This window comes from Mucilaginibacter sp. P4_D1 (assembly GCF_056401935.1).
Window position 1 is genome coordinate 166006 of sequence record NZ_JBFUIJ010000010.1, and the last position, 19554, is coordinate 185559.

Sequence of the window (19554 nt, forward strand, 5' to 3'; positions counted from 1 at the left end):
AAAAAAGTCATAGTATCGCTTTCCCGATTGAGCTGCCCGATGTAATTATTTTTAATAAATTTAATTTTGGCATAATAATTCGAGGTAATGTTAGTTAATGATATACAATTTGTTCACCATTAATCCGTTGATGAGGCTTTCAGTCATTTTACCGTTCCTGCTACTGTCAACCATTGAAACTACATTGGCGCAGAGTGCTTATGTAAAAATGGGGCAGCAAGCTGTTATGGACGGCGATTTCAGATCGGCAGTTGCACACCTTGAAAAAGCCTGCATTACCGATTCGACCAATGCTAATGCCTTGTGGATGTTGGGCTATTCTTACTATCACAGCGATAACTACAAAAAATCAATAGCAGCCTATACCCGCGTAATTGCCATAAAACCGGCTGATGCTACTGCTTACTATTACAGGGCCCGCGCAAAAAGCTATTTGGGTAAAGATAACCAGACTAAGGATGCCGATAAAGAGTTATATTTATTGGGAGCGATTGTCGACCTTACCAAAGCCATATCTATCAACGATGATCCGGGTGATAGTAAATACTACCAAAACAGGGGTATAGCCTACCGCGATTATGGGATGTTCAAGCTTCAAACAAATTCCCGCTTTTATGACAGAAGCCGCGGTATAAATTCATTAAAAGCTTCTGTTGCCGATCTGGAAAAGATATTGAATGCCAACCCCGGCCGAAATGATATCGCCGCACTCATTGATCAGTCTAAAGAAAAACTGACCCAGGCAAGCTTAACCGCGGCTACCAAGCATTAAAATTGGTGTATAAGCTTTATATTTGGCTATGCCTGACAATAACCTGCCTGTTACATCGATCCTTTAGTTGATTTTGCTTTTAAAAAGATTTTTGGCAGTGAGCCTAATAAAGACCTGTTGATTGCTTTTTTAAACGAGGTTTTCAGAGGCAGCAAACATATCGTCGATCTGAGTTACAATAAAATGAGCATCCCGGCGATTTACGTGATGAGGGCGGTGCTATATTTGATCTGCTTTGCACCGGTGACAATAATGAGCGCTTTATAATTGAGGTGCAAAGGGGCAGGCAAGGTTATTTTAAAGAAAGGGCTTTGTTTTATACCAGCCGCCTGATAAGCGACCAAGCGCCCAAAGGCAGGCGCAGCGACTGGGCTTATAACCTAACCGGGGTTTACCTGGTTGCCTTATTGGAAGATTTTACACTCGAAGTAAGTAATTCAACCGCATACCTGCACGATATTAGTTTATGTAACAGGGATACAGGAGAAATATTTTACGATAAATTGGGTTATACGTATATTGAATTACGTAATTTTGTTAAAGACGGTACCAAACTGGAAACCGATTTAGACAGATGGCTGTATGTATTAAAAAATATGAGCCAGATGGATAAGATACCGGTTTACCTGCGGAAGCCGGTATTTGAAAAACTATTTAACATTGCCGAATATACTAACCTGACAAAGGAGGAAAAAAACATGTACGATAGCAGCTTAAAATACAAGTGGGATAATAAGAATGTGCTTGACTATGCCACGAAAGAAGGTATGGAGCGGGGCGAGCATAAAAAAGCATTGGAAATTGCCCGTGAGTTTAAAAAGATGGGATTAAGCGCAGAGGATATCGCCAAGGGTACCGGTTTGTCAATAGCAGAAATAAACGAGTTATAATTGCATGTACGATAGCAGCCTAAAATACAAATGGGATAATAAGAATGTGCGTGACTATGCCATGAAAGAAGGTATGGAGAAAGGGATGAAAATTGGAATTGAGAAGGGTATGGAGATAGGCATTGAGAAAGGGATGGAAATAGGCATAAAGAAAGGCGAGCGTAAAAAAGCATTGGAAATTGCCCGTGCATGTAAAAAAATTGGAATGAGCACTGAAAATATTGCCAGGGGTACCGGGCTGTCGATTGAAGAAATAGAAAGCTTGTAATAAAAGCCTACTTCTTTAAAACTCCCTTTATCCTATATAAATTCTTCCCCATCAGCCTCACCTGCTGCGATTTTTCTATCTGGTAAACCGAATCTGGGAAGTAGCTTAATTTTTCGCGGGTTTCATAAAGCAGGTTTTTGGTATGATTGAATATTACAATCCATTTTACTTTATCGCCGTCTTTTTTAATCATCACCTCGGTGGTACGCAAATCAGGTGTTTTAGCCCGGTAAATAATAAGCGAATCGGTGTTTAAAATGCTGTAGCTGTTTTTCCAGGCCGGGCGGTTAATGTCTGAAAGGATAAATAGGTTAAATTCCTGCCCCCAGTTGGCAATTTGTACGGTTTTGTTTTCTGTTACTCCGTTGTGGGTAACAGTTTTGTCAACCTGCGGATTTAGCTTGGTTAGCGTGGCCGTGTCGGCTTTAAAATACCCAGCTATATCAAAATACTTCAGGGTACCGTTTGATTGCGTTTTATCGGGCCTGCAGGCTTGTAAACCCGATAAAAGCAAAATGCCACCCAATAGGGTGGCATTATATGTTAGTTTCAGTTTATACCAATACATTACCGGTCATTTCCGCGGGGATATCAACCCCCAGTATTTTTAAAATGGTAGGTGCAATGTCGCCCAGTTTGCCATCGCTTACACGGGTTACATCTTTGTCTATTATGATACAAGGTACCAGGTTGGTGGTGTGAGCGGTGTTTGGTGTGCCATCATCATTAATCATGTAGTCGGCATTACCGTGATCGGCAATGATGATAAAGCTATAACCATTGGCTAAACCAGCCTCAACAACTGCTTTTGTACAGGCATCTGCCGTCTCGGCAGCTTTAACAACGGCGCTAAAAACACCGGTGTGGCCAACCATATCGGTATTGGCAAAGTTCAGGCAAACAAAATCGGGCCAGCCGCTTTCCAGTTCAGGAATGATGGCATCGCGAATACCTGCCGCGCTCATCTCTGGCTGCAGATCATAAGTGGCCACTTTAGGCGATGGTACCAGCAAGCGTTTCTCGTTATCAAACTCACGCTCGCGCCCGCCCGAGAAAAAGAAGGTTACGTGTGGGTATTTTTCGGTCTCGGCAATACGGATCTGCGTTTTGCCTGCATTCTGCAAAATTTCGCCCAATGTTTTGGTCAGGTCTTCTTTATTGAAAACCACCTGTACATTTTTAAACGTTTCATCATAGGGTACCATGGTGATGTAACGGATGTTTAACGGGTGCAGGTTGTATTCCGGGAACGACTTTTGAGTTAGCGCCAGGCTAATCTCGCGGCCCCTGTCTGTACGGAAGTTAAAGCATATAACAACATCACCATCTTTTATAACTGCCAAAGGCTTACCATCAGCATCAACCCTTACTATTGGTTTAATGAATTCGTCGGTAACCCCATCTTCGTACGATTTTTTGATCAGGTCGGTTATGTGCTGCGTGGCTTCACCTTCGCCGTTGACCATCAGGTCATAAGCCAGTTTAACGCGTTCCCAGCGGTTATCGCGGTCCATAGCATAGTAACGGCCAATGGTAGTAGCTATTTGTGCAGATGTGCCTGCTATATGTTGTTCCAGTTCGGTAATAAAACCTAAGCCCGATTTAGGGTCGGTATCGCGTCCGTCTAAAAAGGCATGAATAAATACATTGTTTACATCCAGCTGTTTTGCTGCATCGCAAAGGCCCTTTACGTGCCTGATGTGTGAGTGAACACCGCCATCAGACACTAAACCGATGAAGTGAACATCCTTGTTGTTTTGTTTGGCATATTCAAAAGCATCTTTTAAAACCGGGATGGTAGGTAATTCATTATCTTCAACAGCTTTATGAATGCGGCCCAATTCCTGGTAAACCACGCGGCCTGCGCCAAGGTTCATGTGCCCAACCTCGGAGTTGCCCATTTGCCCGGCCGGCAAGCCTACCGCCATACCAGATGCTTCCAGTTTAGAATTTGGGTAAGTTTGCAGCATCATGTCAACAAAAGGTGTGTTGGCGGCAAGTATAGCGTTCGATTGATCGTTACGGCCGTAACCCCAGCCATCGAGGATAATTAATGCGAGTTTTTTTTTATTTTCCACATTGCAAATATAAATGCAACAATGTACTTATGGCTATAAATTTTGAATTTAGATTTATACTTACACCGTGCTGATTGTTAAGATAATAATTGAGGGCAAAAACAGTTATATCTGAACATTACGCTAAAAAAAGCTCCTCTTTTTTGTCTGGTGTAACTTTAAACCGTTTTTTCACGTATTTATGATATGAAGTTACTTTACCTGTCGTCGTTTATAGTTTTGTTGCTGATGCCTGGCATGGTAGCGGCCGATGCCATGGATAATGTGGCTAATTTGATAAAACAAGGTAATAGTAAAGAAATAGGCAAGCTGTTTGCCCCAACCGTAGAGATGACTGTAATGGCCGAAGAGCAATCATATTCGCAAACCCAGGCCACATCTGTTCTCAGCGATTTTTTTACTAAACATAAGCCACAAACAATAAAGCTGCTCCACAAAGTAAACTCCAGCGCCAGCATTCAACTTGGTGTATATATTTTAACCACTGCCGATAAACAGGAATACCGTATTGCCTTTACCCTGAAAGATGTGGGCGGCACCATGCGCATCATCGAATTGGGGATTGAGGACGAGAAGGTGAAGTAGACTTTTGAATTTGAGGATAAAGCAATTTGAAAATTTGAGGATTTGAAAATTTGAAAATGTGGAAGAGTTGCCGAACCTGGGTTAAGCAGATTGGCTTGTAATTACATTTTGTGATAAGTTGTTAAAATTACTCGTTGATTTCTATCACTAAACAAAATAAAGTTGAAAGCCTGAAATTGATTGGTTTCTAAATTTTCTTTTTTCATTTTCAAATTCTCAAATCTTCAAATTCTCAAATTAAAAAAAACGTTACTTTTGGGGCTTAAAAAAGTAATTATCTTGGATAAAGAACTTGTTGACCAGTTTATAATTAATGCTTTACAAGAGGATGTTGGCGATGGTGATCATACCTCCCTATCAACCATTCCCGCCGAAACAACAGGCAAAGCACAGCTTTTGGTAAAAGACGAAGGCATTTTGGCCGGTGTTGAATTGGCTATTGAGATATTTAAAGTGGTTGACCCCGACCTTAAAGTGACCATTTTTTTACAGGATGGCGCTGTTGTTAAGTACAAAGATGTGGCGTTTGAAGTAGAGGGCAGCGCCCGCAGTATCCTGGTTGCCGAGCGTTTGGTACTGAATTGTATGCAACGAATGTCGGGAATTGCTACAAAAACCCGCGAGATAGTTGATTTGTTGAAAGGCACGAATACAAAAGTTTTAGATACCCGTAAAACAACCCCTGGTTTACGCTACCTTGAAAAATGGGCCGTAAAAATAGGTGGCGGCGTTAATCACCGATTTGGTTTGTATGATATGATATTAATTAAAGATAATCATGTTGACTACGCCGGGGGGATAAGGCAAGCCATTGAAAGTGCAAATCAGTATCTTATAGATAATAATAAAAAGCTTGCCATCGAAATTGAGGTGCGTAACCTGGAAGAATTGGACGAGGTATTGCAAACCGGCAACATAAACCGTATCTTGTTAGACAACTTTAACTTTGCCGAACTGCGGCAGGCAGTTAATATTATTAACGGCCGGTTTATAACTGAGGCATCGGGTGGTATAACAATTGATACAATACGCGAATACGCGGATTGCGGGGTTGATTATATTTCTGTTGGAGCGCTCACGCATTCGGTAAAAAGCCTCGACCTTAGTTTAAAGGCTGTAAAGTAAATTTATGGTGCATCCTTGTTTTAACATTTGAGTTAAGACCGGGCTGTCGGAATCTGGCTATTAAAGCAAGCGTTTAAATTATGATTAGCGTTTTAGTACGGTATCAATTTTGTAATATTGCAGGTAAATGATCAACGTATACTCAGTTTCGGCGCTCATCCTTGCTTATCTCTGCGGGTCTATCCCAACAGCTGTCTGGATTGGCCTTGCGTTTTATGATATCGATGTAAGAGAGTATGGCAGTGGCAATGCAGGCGCAACCAATACCTTCAGGGTACTGGGCAAACAGGCTGGTATCCCTGTAATGCTGCTTGATATTTTGAAAGGGTGGACGGCTACTAACCTTGCTTTTTTTATCGGGGTATCTACTACCGGGGCTTACAATTCTGCGAGTTATATGAACTACGCGCTGGCTTTAGGGGTAGCTGCAGTTATGGGCCATTTGTTCCCGATATTTGCCGGTTTTAGGGGCGGTAAAGGTGTTGCCACTTTATTTGGAATGATTTTGGCTATACATTTGCACGCCGCTTTATTGTGCGTGTTGGTATTTGTTGTGGTGTTGTTACTTACAAAGTATGTGTCGCTTAGCTCCATTGCTGCGGCCTTTACCTATCCTATAGGGGTCTCGTTTGTTTTTCCCACCTCTATAAGATCGGTTGTTATATACGGAATGTGTATTTGCATGCTCATCCTGGTAACGCATCAAAAGAATATCGAACGTTTATTAAAGGGCACCGAATCGAAAGTTAATTTTTTAAAGAAAAAAGCTGCCTGACCATTATGAAAAAATTCCTGCCTGCATTTTTAGCAACAACACTGGTTGTTGCCCTGTTCTCCTGTTCAACTGTGCCGCTTACCGGCCGTAAACAATTAAGTTTGGTTGGCGATGCCGAAGTAAACCAATCGGCAGCCGCGAGTTACAGCCAACTATTATCAGATCCTAAAACCAAAGTAATTAATGGCGGAACCGATGTGCAACGTATCAAACGCATTGGTAATAACCTTGCCGTAGCTATCGAAGCCTATTTAAAAAGCAACGGGTACGGCGATCAATACAGCTTTCAATGGGAGTTTAACCTCATCCAGAGCCCCGAGGTAAACGCATGGTGTATGCCTGGCGGTAAAGTAGCTGTATATAGCGGTTTGCTGCCGGTGGCCAATACCGATGCTTACCTGGCAGTAGTTATGGGGCACGAAATCGGCCATGCTATTGCCCGGCACTCTGCCGAACGTATTTCGCAGCAAACATTAGCGCAATTCGGCGGTTCGCTGGCCGGCGTTGCCGTGGCAAAACAATCGCAGGTAATGCAAAGCCTTTTTAGCCAGGCTTATGGTGTAGGTACCCAGGTTGTTTTGTTGAAATACTCGCGCGACCAGGAATCGGAAGCTGATCGCCTGGGCTTAACTTTTATGGCAATGGCCGGGTACGATCCGCATAATGCAGTTGCGTTTTGGCAACGTATGGCCGCTCAAAACAAAGGCGGCTCGCCCCCCGAATTGCTAAGTACACACCCTTCTGATGCTACCCGCATAGCCAACATTCAAAACCTGATACCCGAGGCTATGAAGTATTATAAAAAATAGTTTTGAGTTATGAGTAGTAAGTTTTGAGTTAATTTATGGCATGCTACAAATGTCGATGAACTCACTACTCGACACTTAAACCTCATCATTTAATTTATGCCCAAACCTCAATTCTTAAAAGCGCAGTGGAAAAACCTGGTAATGATAAATTACGAGATGGAGCCCACTATTCTCGATCCCTATTTACCACCCGGCACCGAGCTTGACTTATGGCAGGGCAAGGCTTTGGTAAGCATGGTAGGCTTTATGTTTTTAGATACAAAGGTATTGGGCATCAAATGGCCATGGCATGTGGATTTTGAGGAAGTGAACCTTCGTTTTTACGTAAGGCACTTTAACGGAACAGAATGGAAGCGTGGAGCCGTTTTTGTAAGTGAAATAGTACCTAAACCAATAATAGCAGTTATTGCTAACAATTTATACAAAGAACATTATAGTGCCATGCCCATGCGCCACAGCATACTGGAAGCCGGAGACCACACCCAGTTTTTATACGAGTGGAAGTTTAAAGGCAAATGGAATAAGCTTGGCGCAACCGCCAGCAATCAATTACTGGATATAACACCTGGTAGTGGCGAAGAGTTTATTTTTGAGCATTATTGGGGATACAATAAACTTTCGGCCACAAGCACTATGGAGTACCAGGTTGAACATATATCATGGCAAACTGGTAAGGTTAAAGATTATGTTTTTGATGCTGATGTGGCAGGGTTATATGGTGAAGCATTTAAGCCTTATTTAGTGAAAGAGCCGGTTTCGGCGTTTTTTGCCGTTGGATCTGATATTAAGGTGAGGGTGGGGGATAAGATTGTGGTAAAATAGTAAAGTTCGGATGCTATCCTCCCAAAACCTCCAGTACCGCCTTTGCTTTCAATAAACATTCCTCGTACTCCTTCTCTGCGTCGGCATGATAAGTAATAGCGCTGCCTGCATGGAAAGATAAGTATCCGTTATCTGCGTTGTACAGCAGCGATCTGATCACTACGTTGAAATCAAAATCATCATCCGGGCCAAAGTACCCTACCGCGCCGGAGTAGATACCGCGTTTACTGCGTTCATATTGCTCCATCAATTGCATGGCGCTTATCTTAGGCGCACCGGTCATGCTGCCCATAGGGAAGCTGTTTTTAATGGCCTGTATGAGAGATAAGTGCTCCTGTAGCTCGCACACAACGGTCGATATCATTTGGTGCACCTGGCGGAAGCTATGTATGCCGAAAAGCTCTTCGGTTTTAACAGTTCCCTGTTTGGCCGATTTGGTAAGGTCGTTGCGTACCAGGTCAACAATCATTACATTTTCCTGTAGTTCTTTGGGATGGTTGCGTAATTCTTGCTTAACAAGTTCATCGGCCTCTAAATCGTCGTGCCTTTTGGCCGTGCCCTTAATGGGCTGGGATATGAGTTTATTACCTCGTTTTGCTAAAAAACGTTCGGGCGAGGCACCAATTATGTAGTTGTTATTCCATTTAAAAAAAGTTGAAAATGGATTGGGCGATAAACTATTAAGCTGCGTAAATACGCTCAAAGGATCAACACGTACATCATCAGCAAAAAACTCCTGGCAAAAATTGGTTACATAAATATCGCCCCTGGTAATATGCTCCTGTATGCCGGTTACTGCATCAATATATTCCTGTTTTGTAAACCTGCTTTTTAAATGTATCGATGGCTGTTTATCATGTGTAATTAACCCAAGCTCATCAATCCGGCTCAAAACATGTTGAGGATCGTCGCTCATAATCTCCGCTTTATTACCTTTAATAATGATTAGGTGTACCGGCGCAAAAAAGTACAGGTCGGGAAAGTCGAGTCCGTCGAAGTTTTGTGAGGATAATTTTTCGACTTCATTTTTCAAATCGTAGCCCAAAAAACCGCAAAGCCAACCTGGGTTAGCTTTACGAAAAGCTTGTAACTGATCAAACGCCGTGCCTGTGCTCGCCGTTATTTCTTCCGTGCTGCCAATTGCAATCAGGGTGTCGAATTTGGTGTAGGGGTCATCAAAGCCATTCGAGTCGAGGTAACATGCCGAATTGTATGACGATGCCCATTGCAGGGCTTTAAGCTTGAAATTTTGCAGATCATTTACCTGTACTATCACCCTGCAAAAATAACCAAGTTAATTAAAAAAGACCGGGTAGCCGGCCTTTAAATACTATATGATCAATACAAGATTAATAACTTATATTTCATTGTTTTTCTCCCGCATCCAACTATCAAAACCTGTTTTTTGATTATGAAGGGTGATTGCCAGAAATATTGCCAATAACACCCCTAAAGAAATATTAAAACACAGGAAAAGAACAAAAACTACCAGGATGCCATAAATATAGTAACCAAGTTTTTTGATGTCTTCATCATATAATTCATATGTTGCCAGCTTGGTGCCTAAGTAGCTTGAATAAATAAGCAGTGCCCATGATACTATGCTTAAATACATTTGCCACTGGCCAACAACAACAGCGCCGTAAATAGCCAATAACAAACTTAATGAGCAGCACACCAATGCAATGTACGATACAGTTTTTAGAGTGGAAGGTTTAAACATTATATGATAAGGTTACGATATAAATAAAATAAAATATCAAAAGCTAATATAAATAAAAAGGACCGATTTGATTCGGCCCTTATAATATTTGTTTTAAAACAGGTTGTTTACTTTTAGTGCAGCACCAAAGTCTGCTTCCTGTCGGGCCCAACAGATAAATATTTTACAGGTACGCCCAATTCCGCCTCCAGGTAATCAATGTATGATTGCAGTTTGGCAGGGATTTCAGACAACTCAGTAATACCTGTTAAATCTTCGTTCCAGCCATCAATTTCCTTTAAAACCGGTACCGGGCTTACCGAGCAGATATCATAAGGCATATAATCAATGGTTTCGCCTAAATAGTTGTAGTGGGTACAAGCGTAAATTTTATCAAAACCGCTTAATACATCAGCTTTAGTCATTACCAGTTGGGTAACGCCATTAAGCATTATAGCGTATTTTAAAGCCGGCAGATCAATCCAGCCGGTACGGCGGGGCCTCCCTGTGGTGGCGCCAAATTCGTGGCCTATACGGCGTAATTCTTCGCCTGTTTCGTCTTCCAGTTCGGTAGGGAACGGGCCGCCCCCAACACGGGTACAATAAGCTTTAAAAATACCTATCACATCGCCAATTTGCTGTGGAGCTATTCCTAAGCCGGTGCATGCACCAGCAGCCGTAGTATTTGACGAAGTAACAAACGGATAGCTTCCAAAATCAATATCCAGCATGGCGCCCTGAGCGCCTTCGGCCAAAACTTTTTTGCCTTTTTTAATATAGTCGTTCACCAGGTGCTCCGAATCAACCAGTGGAAATTGCTTGATAAAGTCAATGGCTTCAAAAAACAAAGCTTCGCGTTCAGAAAAATCGGCAACCTCGCCGTACATGGCTGTAAGCATTGAAGTATGTTTGTCAACCAGTTTCTGGTAACGTTCTTTAAAGTCGGGCAGGGTGATATCGCCGATGCGTAAACCGTTCCTGCCGGTTTTATCCATATAAGTAGGACCGATACCTTTTAAAGTCGAGCCGATTTTACCTTCGCCCATTTTCTTTTCAGATGCGGCGTCAAGCAGTTGATGGGTAGGCAATATCAGGTGCGCTTTTTTGGCAATCAGCAGGTTCTTTTTAGCCAACAGATCGTGCCCTGCATCTTTCAGTTTATCTATTTCCTTTTTAAGGGTAATAGGGTCAATCACTACACCATTACCAATAAGGTTCATGGTATTTTCAAAAAATATACCTGAAGGAATAGTATTCAAAACGAATTTTTTACCGTCGAATTCCAAAGTATGCCCGGCATTTGGGCCGCCCTGGAAACGTGCAATCAGGTCGTAACCTGCGCTAAGCACATCAACAATTTTTCCTTTACCTTCATCGCCCCATTGGAGGCCTAATAATACGTCAACAGCCATTAATTTATCGTTTGAATATATCTATTAAATTTTTGTATGATATCTTTTTTGATTTTATCCCACTTTAATTTTTTAAAACTATAAGGATCTGAATCCAAATCTGCTTCAACAAAATAAGTGATAGATTTAATAATCATTATCGTTGAATTATTTGGATACCTGGCTTGATAAAATGAAAACATTTGATCAAACGAAAAATGTTCCAATAACTCGTGTAAATCCCAAAAGTCCTTTTTTGCCCCTCGTCCTGCTATTGCGTTTAATTTCAGGGCAATAATTTCTTCCAGGGAGGCAAACCTAATACCCTCTATATTATTACTGGCAAAAGTGAACTTTTCAAACGTATGTACAAAATCTACTTTTACGTTATTTATATAAGTGAACAACAAACGGGGGCTGGTTTTTTCTTTTGAGAAAAATTGAAAATTGCCGGATAGCTTAAAGTTAATTAAATCGCTATCAAAGGGTTCGTCGGTAAAAAGATCAAGATCGATAGATGCCCGATGACCTAAAAGTAAAGATAGCGCTGTACCACCAACCAGTCTGAATTGCTCCAGTTCTGGCAGAGTCATTAATTCTGTCAGTAAACCCAAAGTTGCGGGTTCAACTGTTTCTTTATATAACATTTAAAGTCCTTAGGTTCAAGATCGAAAATGGCACAGCAAAAATAAATTTCTTTGTCGCCAATCCACTTAGCATTTACAATTTCTTTTTTGATTTTATCATCACCATAAAATTTCTTTAGAGCGATAAAGTCCTCAAAAGATCCGCGGTCAACAACCTTTTCAATAACAAAACGCGCATTCTTTTCATAGTCGATATTATCCATATCAACATCCCAAAATGCCTGTTTGCTTAAAATAGGTTTGTTCATGGTTATACCCTTCTGTCGCAATTACCTTCACGTAATTTGGCACAGTTACCGTAAAGGTTTAACGAGTGGTGTTTAATGTCGAATTTTAAAATATCGCCCATCATACTCTGTATCTGCTGAATCCGCGGGTCGCAAAACTCCACTACTTTGCCGCAGTCGATGCAAATGATGTGGTCATGCTGTTTGTAGCCGTATGATTTTTCAAATTGGGCCATGTTTTTGCCAAACTGGTGTTTTGTTACCAGGTCGCATGATACCAGCAGTTCAAGCGTGTTATATACCGTAGCGCGGCTAACACGGTATTTTTTATTTTTCATGTGGATATAAAGGGATTCCACATCAAAGTGATCTGAGCGCGAGTAAATTTCTTCGAGTATTGCAAAACGCTCCGGCGTTTTGCGCAGGTTTTTATTCTCAAGGTAAGCCTCAAAAATTTTTTTAACCAATGCTATAGTATCCGGTTGGGCCATAATGGTCTGTTAAGCAGGCAAAGTTATTAATAATTTGGTTAAGATAGAGTCAAGAGTCAAGAATCAGGAATTAAGAAAAATTTGTGTTTCGCCTGGCGACTCCTTCTGTCATCTGTAACTGGTTTCAGACAAGAATAAAAAAATCAAGACTTTCTCCATCTTGATTCTTGACTCTTAATTCTTGATTCTTTTTCAAGACGCTTTTTCAATCACCGAATCAAATCTGTTAACGCCGGTAACGCCTTTAATCAGTTTTATTTTTTTGATCAGGTTGTCAAGGTGGTTGGTATCGTTTACGTAAACCATTATCGATCCTTCAAAAATTCCGTTGTCACTATCAACCGTAATGGAGCGGATATTTACCTTAAAATCGGTTGATATAACAGTGGTGAGTTTATTAATTAATCCAACTTCGTCTATACCGGTTATTCTTAACCCGGTTAAAAATGCAAGCTCCTGCTGGTTGGTCCAGCGGGCTTTTACAATCCGGTAGCCATAGTTAGCCATCAGTTTGGCGGCATTGGGGCAGTTGGTGCGGTGTATTTTAATGCCATCGCTCACGGTAACAAAGCCAAATACATCGTCGCCGGGGATAGGGTTACAGCAATTGGCCAGTTTATAGTCAATTTTCTGCATGTCCTCACCAATCAGCAGCATATCGCTGTCTTTCGATTTCAGGTTACGAATGAGGTTTYGAACTTGTTCCTGTTCAATTTTATCCTGGGGCTTGTTCTCAACATTCTTTTCAAAGGCCTGATATTCCTTCAGGTCTTTCATGTCTATCACGCCCTTGGCAATGTTATAAAACAGGTCCTGGGTTGATTGCAGTTTGAAAAAATAGCTCAGTTTGTGCAGATTTTCGGAGTTGTAAGTGATTTTAAGCGATTTCATTTTACGCTCCAGAATCTCTTTGCCGTCCTCCGCAATTTTTCGCTTTTCTTCTTTTAAAGCCGATTTTATTTTGGCTTTAGCTTTTGCGGTAACCACAAAATTTAGCCAATCCTCTTTAGGGGTTTGCTTGCCCGAGGTGATAATCTCTACCTGGTCGCCATTTTGCAGTTTATAACTTAATGGCACCAGTTTATGGTTCACTTTGGCGCCAATACAACTGGCGCCCACATCGGTGTGTATTTCAAATGCAAAATCCAGGGCAGTTGCATTAAGCGGCAACTGGATAAGCGCACCTTTTGGGGTAAAAATGAAAATTTCATCGCTGAATAAATTCATCTTGAAGTCGTCGATAAAATCCAGGGCGTTGGTGTCGGGATTTTTAAGCATATCCCTTACCTTTTGCACCCATTGATCAAGCCCGCTATCGGTTGATGATTCCTTGTATTTCCAATGCGCGGCAAAACCTTTCTCGGCAATCTCGTTCATGCGTTTGGTACGTATCTGCACTTCAACCCATTGCCCGCGCGGGCCCATAACGGTGGTGTGTAATGATTCGTATCCATTTGCCTTGGGCGACGAAATCCAATCGCGCAGCCTGTCGGGGTTGGGACGGTATTGGTCGGTAACTATACTGTAGGCCTTCCAGCAATCGGCTTTTTCCTGGTCGGGGGCGCTATCTAAAATTATCCTGATGGCAAAAAGATCATATACCTCCTCAAAAGGGATCGATTTTTTCTTCATCTTATTCCAGATGGAGTGAATAGATTTTGGCCTGCCAAACACATCTGCATGAATTTCCTGGGCCTGTAGCGCTTTGTTAACAGGCTCAATAAAATCGCGGATAAAACGTTCTCGTTCAGCTTTCTTTTCGTTTAGTTTCTTTTTGATGAACTGGTAAGTTTCGCGCTCCATGTATTTCATGGATAGGTCTTCCAGTTCAGATTTTATGGCATATAAACCCAATCTGTGGGCCAGTGGAGCATACAGGTACACGGTTTCTGACGATAGTTTAAGCTGCTTATCGCGCGGCATAAACTCCATGGTGCGCATGTTATGCAGCCTATCGGCCAGTTTAATGAGTATCACCCGCACATCATCGGCCAGGGTAAGCAGCATTTTACGGAAGTTCTCGGCCTGTAACGAGCTGTTGGTATCAAATACGCCCGATATTTTGGTTAAGCCATCAATAATTTTGGCCACCTTTTTGCCAAACTCCATCTCAATTTCGTCAAGCGTCATGTTGGTATCTTCTACCACATCATGAAGCAGGGCGCACACAATTGATGTTGTACCCAGTCCAATCTCTTCGGCGGCTATCTGGGCTACAGCAATAGGGTGATATATATAGGGTTCGCCGCTTTTACGGCGCATATCTTTATGGCTTTCAAGCGCCATATCAAACGCCTTGCGTATCATGCGTTTATCGCCCTTTTGCAGGGTCGATTTACAGGCGCGCAGCAATGCGCGATATCTTTTTAGTATCTCATTCTTCTCGGCTTCCAGATCAATCTCTATCTCTTTCATATATGATATAGACGGTATAAATAAGATAAACTTGTAATTGAAAATTATTATTACAGATTATATTAAAATACCACAAAAATTTCCTTTAATTTTGTTTTAAGTAAAAATATGAAATTTATTGGTTTTCTGTTGATGTTTTGTTGCTTAGTGGGCAAGGTAAGTGCCCAGACAGATAAACCTGCACCTATGGTATTGGGCAAAAATGATACCATAAGAGTGGCCGTAACCGATGTTGACGGACAATTAATACCCTGGGTGGTTTGCCCGCCGATAAGAATTGTAGATAGCCGCATATTTGCTAACGATGCAGATAGGGATAATTATCGCCGGTTGCGTTATAACGTAATGAAGGTGTTGCCTTACGCCCGTTTTGCAGGCCAGCGGTACGCAAAATTGCAGCGCGACCTTGCCCTTAMCGGGGATAAGAAAAAACAGAAAGAATTGATAAGCACCTGCGAGGGTGAAATAAAAACATTGTTTGATAAGGAAATTAAAAATCTGACAATTAGTCAGGGTGAAGTTTTGATCAAGCTGATTGACCGCGAAACCGGGCAAACCAGCTATACTATGGTTAAGGAACTTAAGGGTGGTTTTAAGGCATTTATGTTTCAGTCTGTAGCCAGCATATTTGGCCATAACCTTAAGGAGACTTACGACCCCGACGAGCAGAGAGATATCGAGGCCATACTTACCCAGGCCGGATATAATTCCACTAACTACTGATAATGGACAACACAAGCGTCTACAAGTTTAACGTTCAAAAGTTAAACGGTGATGATATTAGCCTGTCGGCTTATAAAAGTAAGGTACTTTTAATTGTTAATACCGCCTCTCAATGTGGCTTTACACCACAGCTTAAAGATTTGGCCGAATTGAAAAACCAGTTCAAGGATACTGATTTCGAGATATTGGCCTTCCCCTCAAATGATTTTGGCGGCCAGGAGCCTTTGGAAGGCGCCGCTATAGCTGCTTTTTGCGAAAACGTTGGTGCAAACTACCCGGTATTTGATAAAATCAGGGTGCGCGGGCCTTTTGCACATCCCCTATACCAATTTTTTGCCGATAAAAAAGCAAACGGAAAACTTAAATCGGTACCCAGATGGAATTTTCATAAGTTTTTGATTGATAGGGACGGACACGTTACCGACTTTTACTTTCCGTTTACCAAGCCCACATCGTCAAAAATCCGGAAAAAGATTGAGCGCCTTTTGGCGGCAACTCATTAACACAAACACAACAATGAAGTTAGATATTTTAGTTTTATCGGTACATCCTGATGATGCCGAACTTGGATGCTCGGGCACCATTTTAAAACACGTTGCCTTGGGTTATAAGGTAGGTATTGTTGACCTTACCCGCGGTGAATTAGGTACCCGCGGATCGGCCGAGATACGAGAGCAGGAAGCCGCCGCCGCAGCCAAAATACTGGGTCTTGCGGTAAGAGATAACCTGGCTATTCCGGATGGTTTTTTTGAAAATACGCGGGAGTATCAGTTAAAGATAATTGCCGCTATTCGTAAATATCAGCCTGAAATTGTAATTACCAACGCTTATCATGACAGGCACCCAGATCACGGCCGCGCCAATGAGCTGGTAGAGGCATCTGCGTTTTTAGCGGGCTTGCGCAAGATAGAGACGTTTGAGAATGGAGAACCGCAACAGGCATGGCGGCCAGAAATGGTGCTGCACTTTATTCAGGATAACTATATTAAACCAGATATTTTAATTGATATTACCGAATACTGGGATAAAAAGGTGGAGAGTATTTACGCTTATGGTTCGCAGTTTTACAACCCCGAATGGGAAAATGAACCCCAAACTTATATATCTACCCCAGAGTTTATTAACGTAGTTGCTGCGCGTGCCAGCGAATTTGGTAAAAGCATTGGCGCTAAATATGCTGAAGGCTATACCAGTAGGAAAATTTTAGGCGTGGATAATTTATTTGCTTTAAAATAATATATTATTTAACTGAAAATAAAATAAGCCGCTATTTTAAACAAATAGCGGCTTATTTTATAATATTGGTTTGTCTATTTAAGCTTTGATGTATTCAAAACGATTGTTTTCATTGCTTCTTTCCCGTCTTAGTTTATTTTCATTTGCCAATTTTAAAAGGATGCCCGATAACTCCGAAGTTTTGAAATCCGAATCAAATTGCTCTTTACAATAGTTAGCTATTGATGAGATGGAACGCTGTTCATCAAAAAAGTCGGTGCTTAGCAATTGGTTCAATATTTTTGTTGCGCCTGGCTTTTTACGCCCCCCAGTGGCAGAACTTTCATCGTCTAAGCGTAATTTACGGCCTTTTTTACTAAAAATTTCAGAACCATCGGCATCTGCTCTCTCCGACTCAATCATTACATCCAGCAGCCTATCAATGATGCGTACCTGCACGGCTTCTGACTGAAATGAGTTAACAACTTCTGCAACTTCAACAAGTTGTTTTTTTAATTTCTCTATATGTTTGCTCATGATGAACTAGATTTGATTCTAACAGGAATGGACAAATCTAACGGGAATAATAATTAAAAATATAGCGTATTTTGGTAAAAAAATAGCTTATGTTAATATTTCACCCCTTTTTGGAGTCAACAATTCCTAAAACATATATTAAATATTAGGATACGGTGTTTGTAGTTCAGCTGTTTTTTTAAATACGTTATTGTCAATTATAGGGTTTTAGCTATTTTCTCCAGCATTTCAAGTCCGGTATCTATATGGCTTTTTTCAATAATAAGCGCTGGCCTAAAACGGATACTTTTATCACCGCAGCCTAAATACATGATATTATTTTCCAGCCCTTTGTTGATGAAATTATCGCGCTTGTTTTTGTCGGGAAAATCAAAGGCTGTAAGCAGTCCCTTGCCACGCACATTGCCGATGACAGGCATCCTGGCCGAAATATCGCTGAGCTGGTTTTGCAAATAGTCGCCCATTTCGGCGGCATTTTGGCAAAGACTATCTTCGGCTATTACTTCCATTATTTTTGATGACCGTACCATATCAACCAAACTCCCTCCCCAGGTTGAGTTAATGCGCGATGATACATGGAATACATTATTCTCAATCTCGTCAACCCGGTTGCTGCACAATATGCCACAAACCTGCATTTTTTTACCAAAGGCCAAAATGTCTGGCCGTGCTTTGGGGCCAAAATGCTCATGACACCAAAATTTACCTGTAAGGCCAACGCCGGTTTGCACTTCGTCATAAATGAGCATAGCCTCATATTCATCGGCAAGCTCGCGCAGTTTTTCTAAAAATTCCTTACGTACGTGGTTATCTCCGCCTTCTGATTGTACGGGTTCAATAATAATAGCGCAAACGTCATCTTTATTATCTTCAAAAGCTTGTCTGATCTGGGCTACAGACAATTGCTCGCGTTGCAGCAAATCTTCATGATTGGCGTCACTATACGGGAAATTCATATAGGGTACAGATACCCTTGGCCAGTCAAACTTGGCAAACCATTTGGTTTTATTGGGCACCGTATTGGTAAGGCTCAGGGTATAGCCCGAGCGGCCATGAAACGCGTGTTCAAAGTGTATCACTTTAAAGCCGCGCTCTTTGGTATAGCCCCTGGCAAAATTCTTTTGCACTTTCCAGTCCATGGCAACCTTTAGCGCGTTTTCTATGGCTAATGAACCGCCTGCAATAAAAAAAGCGTGTGGTAAATAATCAGGAATGCCAACTCTTGAAAAGGTTTCAACAAACTGCGCGTATTGAGTAGTATATATATCGGAGTTGGACGGGTTGGTTAAGGCCGCCAGCATCAGGTTTTTTTTGAATTCTTCGTCGTTCACCATTTTGGGGTGATTGTAGCCTAAAGGTACCGACGCGAAGCAGGTAAAAAAATCAAGTAGTGTCCGGTTGTTCTTCGAATCGTAAATATATACGCCCTTACTTTTTTCCATATCAAAAGTGAGATCGAAGCCATCGGCAAGTACATGCTTCTGCAACGAAGCCTGAACGTTTTGGGGTGAAACAAGTAGGTTGTACATATCAATTTTGGTTTATACAAATCTACTAAAAAGCCCCAAAAAACAAAATTTAGGCGGTTTTTGAACCGATTGGGTGAAAAGTATGTTTAAATTGTTTAAAGTTACTTTTTGTACCAAAGCCGAAAATAGTATAGGGGCATAGACTACATTTTTTTGATTTTAAATCGCTTGATCCTATTTTAATCTGCCCGAAACAGCGTAAGACAATGTGGTGTATTTAAGTTTTAAACTAAATATAATCTGTTTGAATATTTACAGCAGAATTGTGAATACCTGATTTTACAGAAAAAATCCTGTTAATCCTGTAAAATCMTTAAATCGTGTTTAAACGCAAAAAGAGGCCGTATCATAAATCAAATGATGCGGTCTTTTTATTTTACGGCGGATAAATCGATTTCAAGTAGTTTTTTGATGTTGATTTCGAACTAACGAATATTATTGATTAAGAACGAGTGAAAAGAAGGCCTTTAGGCAGCTTTTTTTCTTAGGTTTTGTGCGATTGAAAGTAAGCCCCATTCTATCGCTACTTTTTCTTTCCCACGGAGCATGAAGC

Annotated in this window: 21 protein-coding genes and 1 pseudogene; 11 read left to right on the forward strand and 11 right to left on the reverse strand. The window is 41.4% G+C overall.

What is annotated here, in order from left to right:
- Positions 1–130: 130 nt before the first annotated feature.
- The 3 genes and pseudogenes from AC1DV1_RS12085 to AC1DV1_RS12095 all read left to right on the forward strand — a co-directional run bounded on the left by AC1DV1_RS12085 (position 131) and on the right by AC1DV1_RS12095 (position 1930).
- Positions 131–772, forward strand: coding sequence for a tetratricopeptide repeat protein (locus AC1DV1_RS12085; RefSeq protein ID WP_477359274.1), 642 nt, complete (start codon positions 131–133; stop codon positions 770–772).
- A gap of 54 nt (positions 773–826) precedes the next feature.
- Positions 827–1662, forward strand: a pseudogene (locus AC1DV1_RS12090) (Rpn family recombination-promoting nuclease/putative transposase).
- A gap of 4 nt (positions 1663–1666) precedes the next feature.
- Positions 1667–1930: a hypothetical protein gene (locus tag AC1DV1_RS12095; protein WP_477359277.1), complete on the forward strand. Its 264-nt coding sequence runs from the start codon at positions 1667–1669 to the stop codon at positions 1928–1930.
- Positions 1931–1937: 7 nt separating this feature from the next.
- Here AC1DV1_RS12095 and AC1DV1_RS12100 read toward each other — a convergent pair whose 3' ends face one another.
- Positions 1938–2498, reverse strand: coding sequence for a hypothetical protein (locus AC1DV1_RS12100; RefSeq protein ID WP_477359282.1), 561 nt, complete (start codon positions 2496–2498; stop codon positions 1938–1940).
- Positions 2485–4008, reverse strand: a complete 1524-nt coding sequence (gpmI, locus tag AC1DV1_RS12105; RefSeq protein ID WP_477359285.1) for a 2,3-bisphosphoglycerate-independent phosphoglycerate mutase — start codon at positions 4006–4008, stop codon at positions 2485–2487. The genes AC1DV1_RS12100 and gpmI overlap by 14 nt, the downstream gene beginning before the upstream one ends.
- 186 nt (positions 4009–4194) lie before the next feature.
- Here gpmI and AC1DV1_RS12110 point away from each other — a divergent pair, with 186 nt between their 5' ends.
- The 5 genes from AC1DV1_RS12110 to AC1DV1_RS12130 all read left to right on the forward strand — a co-directional run bounded on the left by AC1DV1_RS12110 (position 4195) and on the right by AC1DV1_RS12130 (position 8124).
- Positions 4195–4593, forward strand: coding sequence for a DUF4783 domain-containing protein (locus tag AC1DV1_RS12110; protein ID WP_477359288.1), 399 nt, complete (start codon positions 4195–4197; stop codon positions 4591–4593).
- Between the two features lie 279 nt (positions 4594–4872).
- Positions 4873–5718 (forward strand): carboxylating nicotinate-nucleotide diphosphorylase, encoded by an 846-nt coding sequence (gene nadC, locus AC1DV1_RS12115; protein WP_477359291.1) that lies wholly within the window; start codon positions 4873–4875, stop codon positions 5716–5718.
- Between the two features lie 127 nt (positions 5719–5845).
- Positions 5846–6493 carry a glycerol-3-phosphate 1-O-acyltransferase PlsY gene (gene plsY / locus AC1DV1_RS12120; RefSeq protein WP_477359295.1) on the forward strand — a complete coding sequence of 216 codons (648 nt, stop codon included), beginning with the start codon at positions 5846–5848 and terminating at the stop codon, positions 6491–6493.
- 5 nt (positions 6494–6498) lie between these two features.
- A complete protein-coding gene (locus AC1DV1_RS12125) occupies positions 6499–7302 on the forward strand; it encodes a M48 family metallopeptidase (RefSeq protein WP_477359298.1) in 804 nt (267 codons plus the stop codon).
- A 96-nt stretch (positions 7303–7398) separates the two neighbouring features.
- Entirely contained in the window at positions 7399–8124 is a 726-nt protein-coding gene (locus AC1DV1_RS12130; protein WP_477359301.1) for a YqjF family protein, read from the forward strand.
- A gap of 13 nt (positions 8125–8137) precedes the next feature.
- Here the strand turns inward: AC1DV1_RS12130 and AC1DV1_RS12135 are convergent, their stop codons facing one another.
- The 7 genes from AC1DV1_RS12135 to AC1DV1_RS12165 form a co-directional block, all read right to left on the reverse strand.
- Positions 8138–9400, reverse strand: coding sequence for an anthranilate synthase component I family protein (locus AC1DV1_RS12135; RefSeq protein ID WP_477359304.1), 1263 nt, complete (start codon positions 9398–9400; stop codon positions 8138–8140).
- Between the two features lie 81 nt (positions 9401–9481).
- Positions 9482–9847, reverse strand: a complete 366-nt coding sequence (locus AC1DV1_RS12140) for a hypothetical protein (RefSeq protein ID WP_477359307.1) — start codon at positions 9845–9847, stop codon at positions 9482–9484.
- Positions 9848–9960: 113 nt separating this feature from the next.
- Positions 9961–11238, reverse strand: a complete 1278-nt coding sequence (locus AC1DV1_RS12145) for an adenylosuccinate synthase (protein ID WP_477359310.1) — start codon at positions 11236–11238, stop codon at positions 9961–9963.
- Entirely contained in the window at positions 11238–11864 is a 627-nt protein-coding gene (locus AC1DV1_RS12150) for a nucleotidyl transferase AbiEii/AbiGii toxin family protein (RefSeq protein WP_477359313.1), read from the reverse strand. Before AC1DV1_RS12150 ends, AC1DV1_RS12145 begins: the two co-directional genes overlap by 1 nt.
- Positions 11819–12112, reverse strand: a complete 294-nt coding sequence (locus tag AC1DV1_RS12155; RefSeq protein WP_477359316.1) for a DUF6922 domain-containing protein — start codon at positions 12110–12112, stop codon at positions 11819–11821. Before AC1DV1_RS12155 ends, AC1DV1_RS12150 begins: the two co-directional genes overlap by 46 nt.
- 2 nt (positions 12113–12114) lie before the next feature.
- The gene (locus AC1DV1_RS12160; protein WP_477359319.1) at positions 12115–12582 is read right to left on the reverse strand and encodes a Fur family transcriptional regulator; all 468 of its coding nucleotides are present in this window, start codon (positions 12580–12582) and stop codon (positions 12115–12117) included.
- A 192-nt stretch (positions 12583–12774) separates the two neighbouring features.
- Positions 12775–14997, reverse strand: coding sequence for a RelA/SpoT family protein (locus AC1DV1_RS12165; RefSeq protein ID WP_477359322.1), 2223 nt, complete (start codon positions 14995–14997; stop codon positions 12775–12777).
- A 108-nt stretch (positions 14998–15105) separates the two neighbouring features.
- Here AC1DV1_RS12165 and AC1DV1_RS12170 point away from each other — a divergent pair, with 108 nt between their 5' ends.
- Genes AC1DV1_RS12170 through bshB1 form a run of 3 tightly spaced genes read left to right on the forward strand, consistent with a single transcriptional unit; the run spans position 15106 to position 16956 of the window.
- Complete coding sequence (locus tag AC1DV1_RS12170; protein WP_477359326.1) at positions 15106–15720, forward strand: DUF4294 domain-containing protein; 615 nt, start codon at positions 15106–15108, stop codon at positions 15718–15720.
- A 2-nt stretch (positions 15721–15722) separates the two neighbouring features.
- Complete coding sequence (locus AC1DV1_RS12175) at positions 15723–16223, forward strand: glutathione peroxidase (protein WP_477359329.1); 501 nt, start codon at positions 15723–15725, stop codon at positions 16221–16223.
- Between the two features lie 13 nt (positions 16224–16236).
- A complete protein-coding gene (gene bshB1 / locus AC1DV1_RS12180; RefSeq protein WP_477359332.1) occupies positions 16237–16956 on the forward strand; it encodes a bacillithiol biosynthesis deacetylase BshB1 in 720 nt (239 codons plus the stop codon).
- 78 nt (positions 16957–17034) lie between these two features.
- Here bshB1 and AC1DV1_RS12185 read toward each other — a convergent pair whose 3' ends face one another.
- Complete coding sequence (locus AC1DV1_RS12185) at positions 17035–17472, reverse strand: hypothetical protein (protein WP_477359335.1); 438 nt, start codon at positions 17470–17472, stop codon at positions 17035–17037.
- 197 nt (positions 17473–17669) lie between these two features.
- The gene (lat, locus tag AC1DV1_RS12190) at positions 17670–19001 is read right to left on the reverse strand and encodes an L-lysine 6-transaminase (RefSeq protein WP_477359339.1); all 1332 of its coding nucleotides are present in this window, start codon (positions 18999–19001) and stop codon (positions 17670–17672) included.
- Positions 19002–19554 lie beyond the last annotated feature (553 nt).

Bases quoted from the DNA above. Each gene is read 5' to 3' on its own strand.
- AC1DV1_RS12085 (WP_477359274.1), top strand. From the start codon at position 131: ATGAGGCTTTCAGTCATTTTACCGTTCCTGCTACTGTCAACCATTGAA.
- AC1DV1_RS12095 (WP_477359277.1), top strand. From the start codon at position 1,667: ATGTACGATAGCAGCCTAAAATACAAATGGGATAATAAGAATGTGCGT.
- AC1DV1_RS12100 (WP_477359282.1), bottom strand. From the start codon at position 2,498: ATGTATTGGTATAAACTGAAACTAACATATAATGCCACCCTATTGGGT.
- AC1DV1_RS12110 (WP_477359288.1), top strand. From the start codon at position 4,195: ATGAAGTTACTTTACCTGTCGTCGTTTATAGTTTTGTTGCTGATGCCT.
- plsY (WP_477359295.1), top strand. From the start codon at position 5,846: ATGATCAACGTATACTCAGTTTCGGCGCTCATCCTTGCTTATCTCTGC.
- AC1DV1_RS12125 (WP_477359298.1), top strand. From the start codon at position 6,499: ATGAAAAAATTCCTGCCTGCATTTTTAGCAACAACACTGGTTGTTGCC.
- AC1DV1_RS12130 (WP_477359301.1), top strand. From the start codon at position 7,399: ATGCCCAAACCTCAATTCTTAAAAGCGCAGTGGAAAAACCTGGTAATG.
- AC1DV1_RS12140 (WP_477359307.1), bottom strand. From the start codon at position 9,847: ATGTTTAAACCTTCCACTCTAAAAACTGTATCGTACATTGCATTGGTG.
- AC1DV1_RS12145 (WP_477359310.1), bottom strand. From the start codon at position 11,238: ATGGCTGTTGACGTATTATTAGGCCTCCAATGGGGCGATGAAGGTAAA.
- AC1DV1_RS12150 (WP_477359313.1), bottom strand. From the start codon at position 11,864: ATGTTATATAAAGAAACAGTTGAACCCGCAACTTTGGGTTTACTGACA.
- AC1DV1_RS12155 (WP_477359316.1), bottom strand. From the start codon at position 12,112: ATGAACAAACCTATTTTAAGCAAACAGGCATTTTGGGATGTTGATATG.
- AC1DV1_RS12160 (WP_477359319.1), bottom strand. From the start codon at position 12,582: ATGGCCCAACCGGATACTATAGCATTGGTTAAAAAAATTTTTGAGGCT.
- AC1DV1_RS12175 (WP_477359329.1), top strand. From the start codon at position 15,723: ATGGACAACACAAGCGTCTACAAGTTTAACGTTCAAAAGTTAAACGGT.
- bshB1 (WP_477359332.1), top strand. From the start codon at position 16,237: ATGAAGTTAGATATTTTAGTTTTATCGGTACATCCTGATGATGCCGAA.
- AC1DV1_RS12185 (WP_477359335.1), bottom strand. From the start codon at position 17,472: ATGAGCAAACATATAGAGAAATTAAAAAAACAACTTGTTGAAGTTGCA.
- lat (WP_477359339.1), bottom strand. From the start codon at position 19,001: ATGTACAACCTACTTGTTTCACCCCAAAACGTTCAGGCTTCGTTGCAG.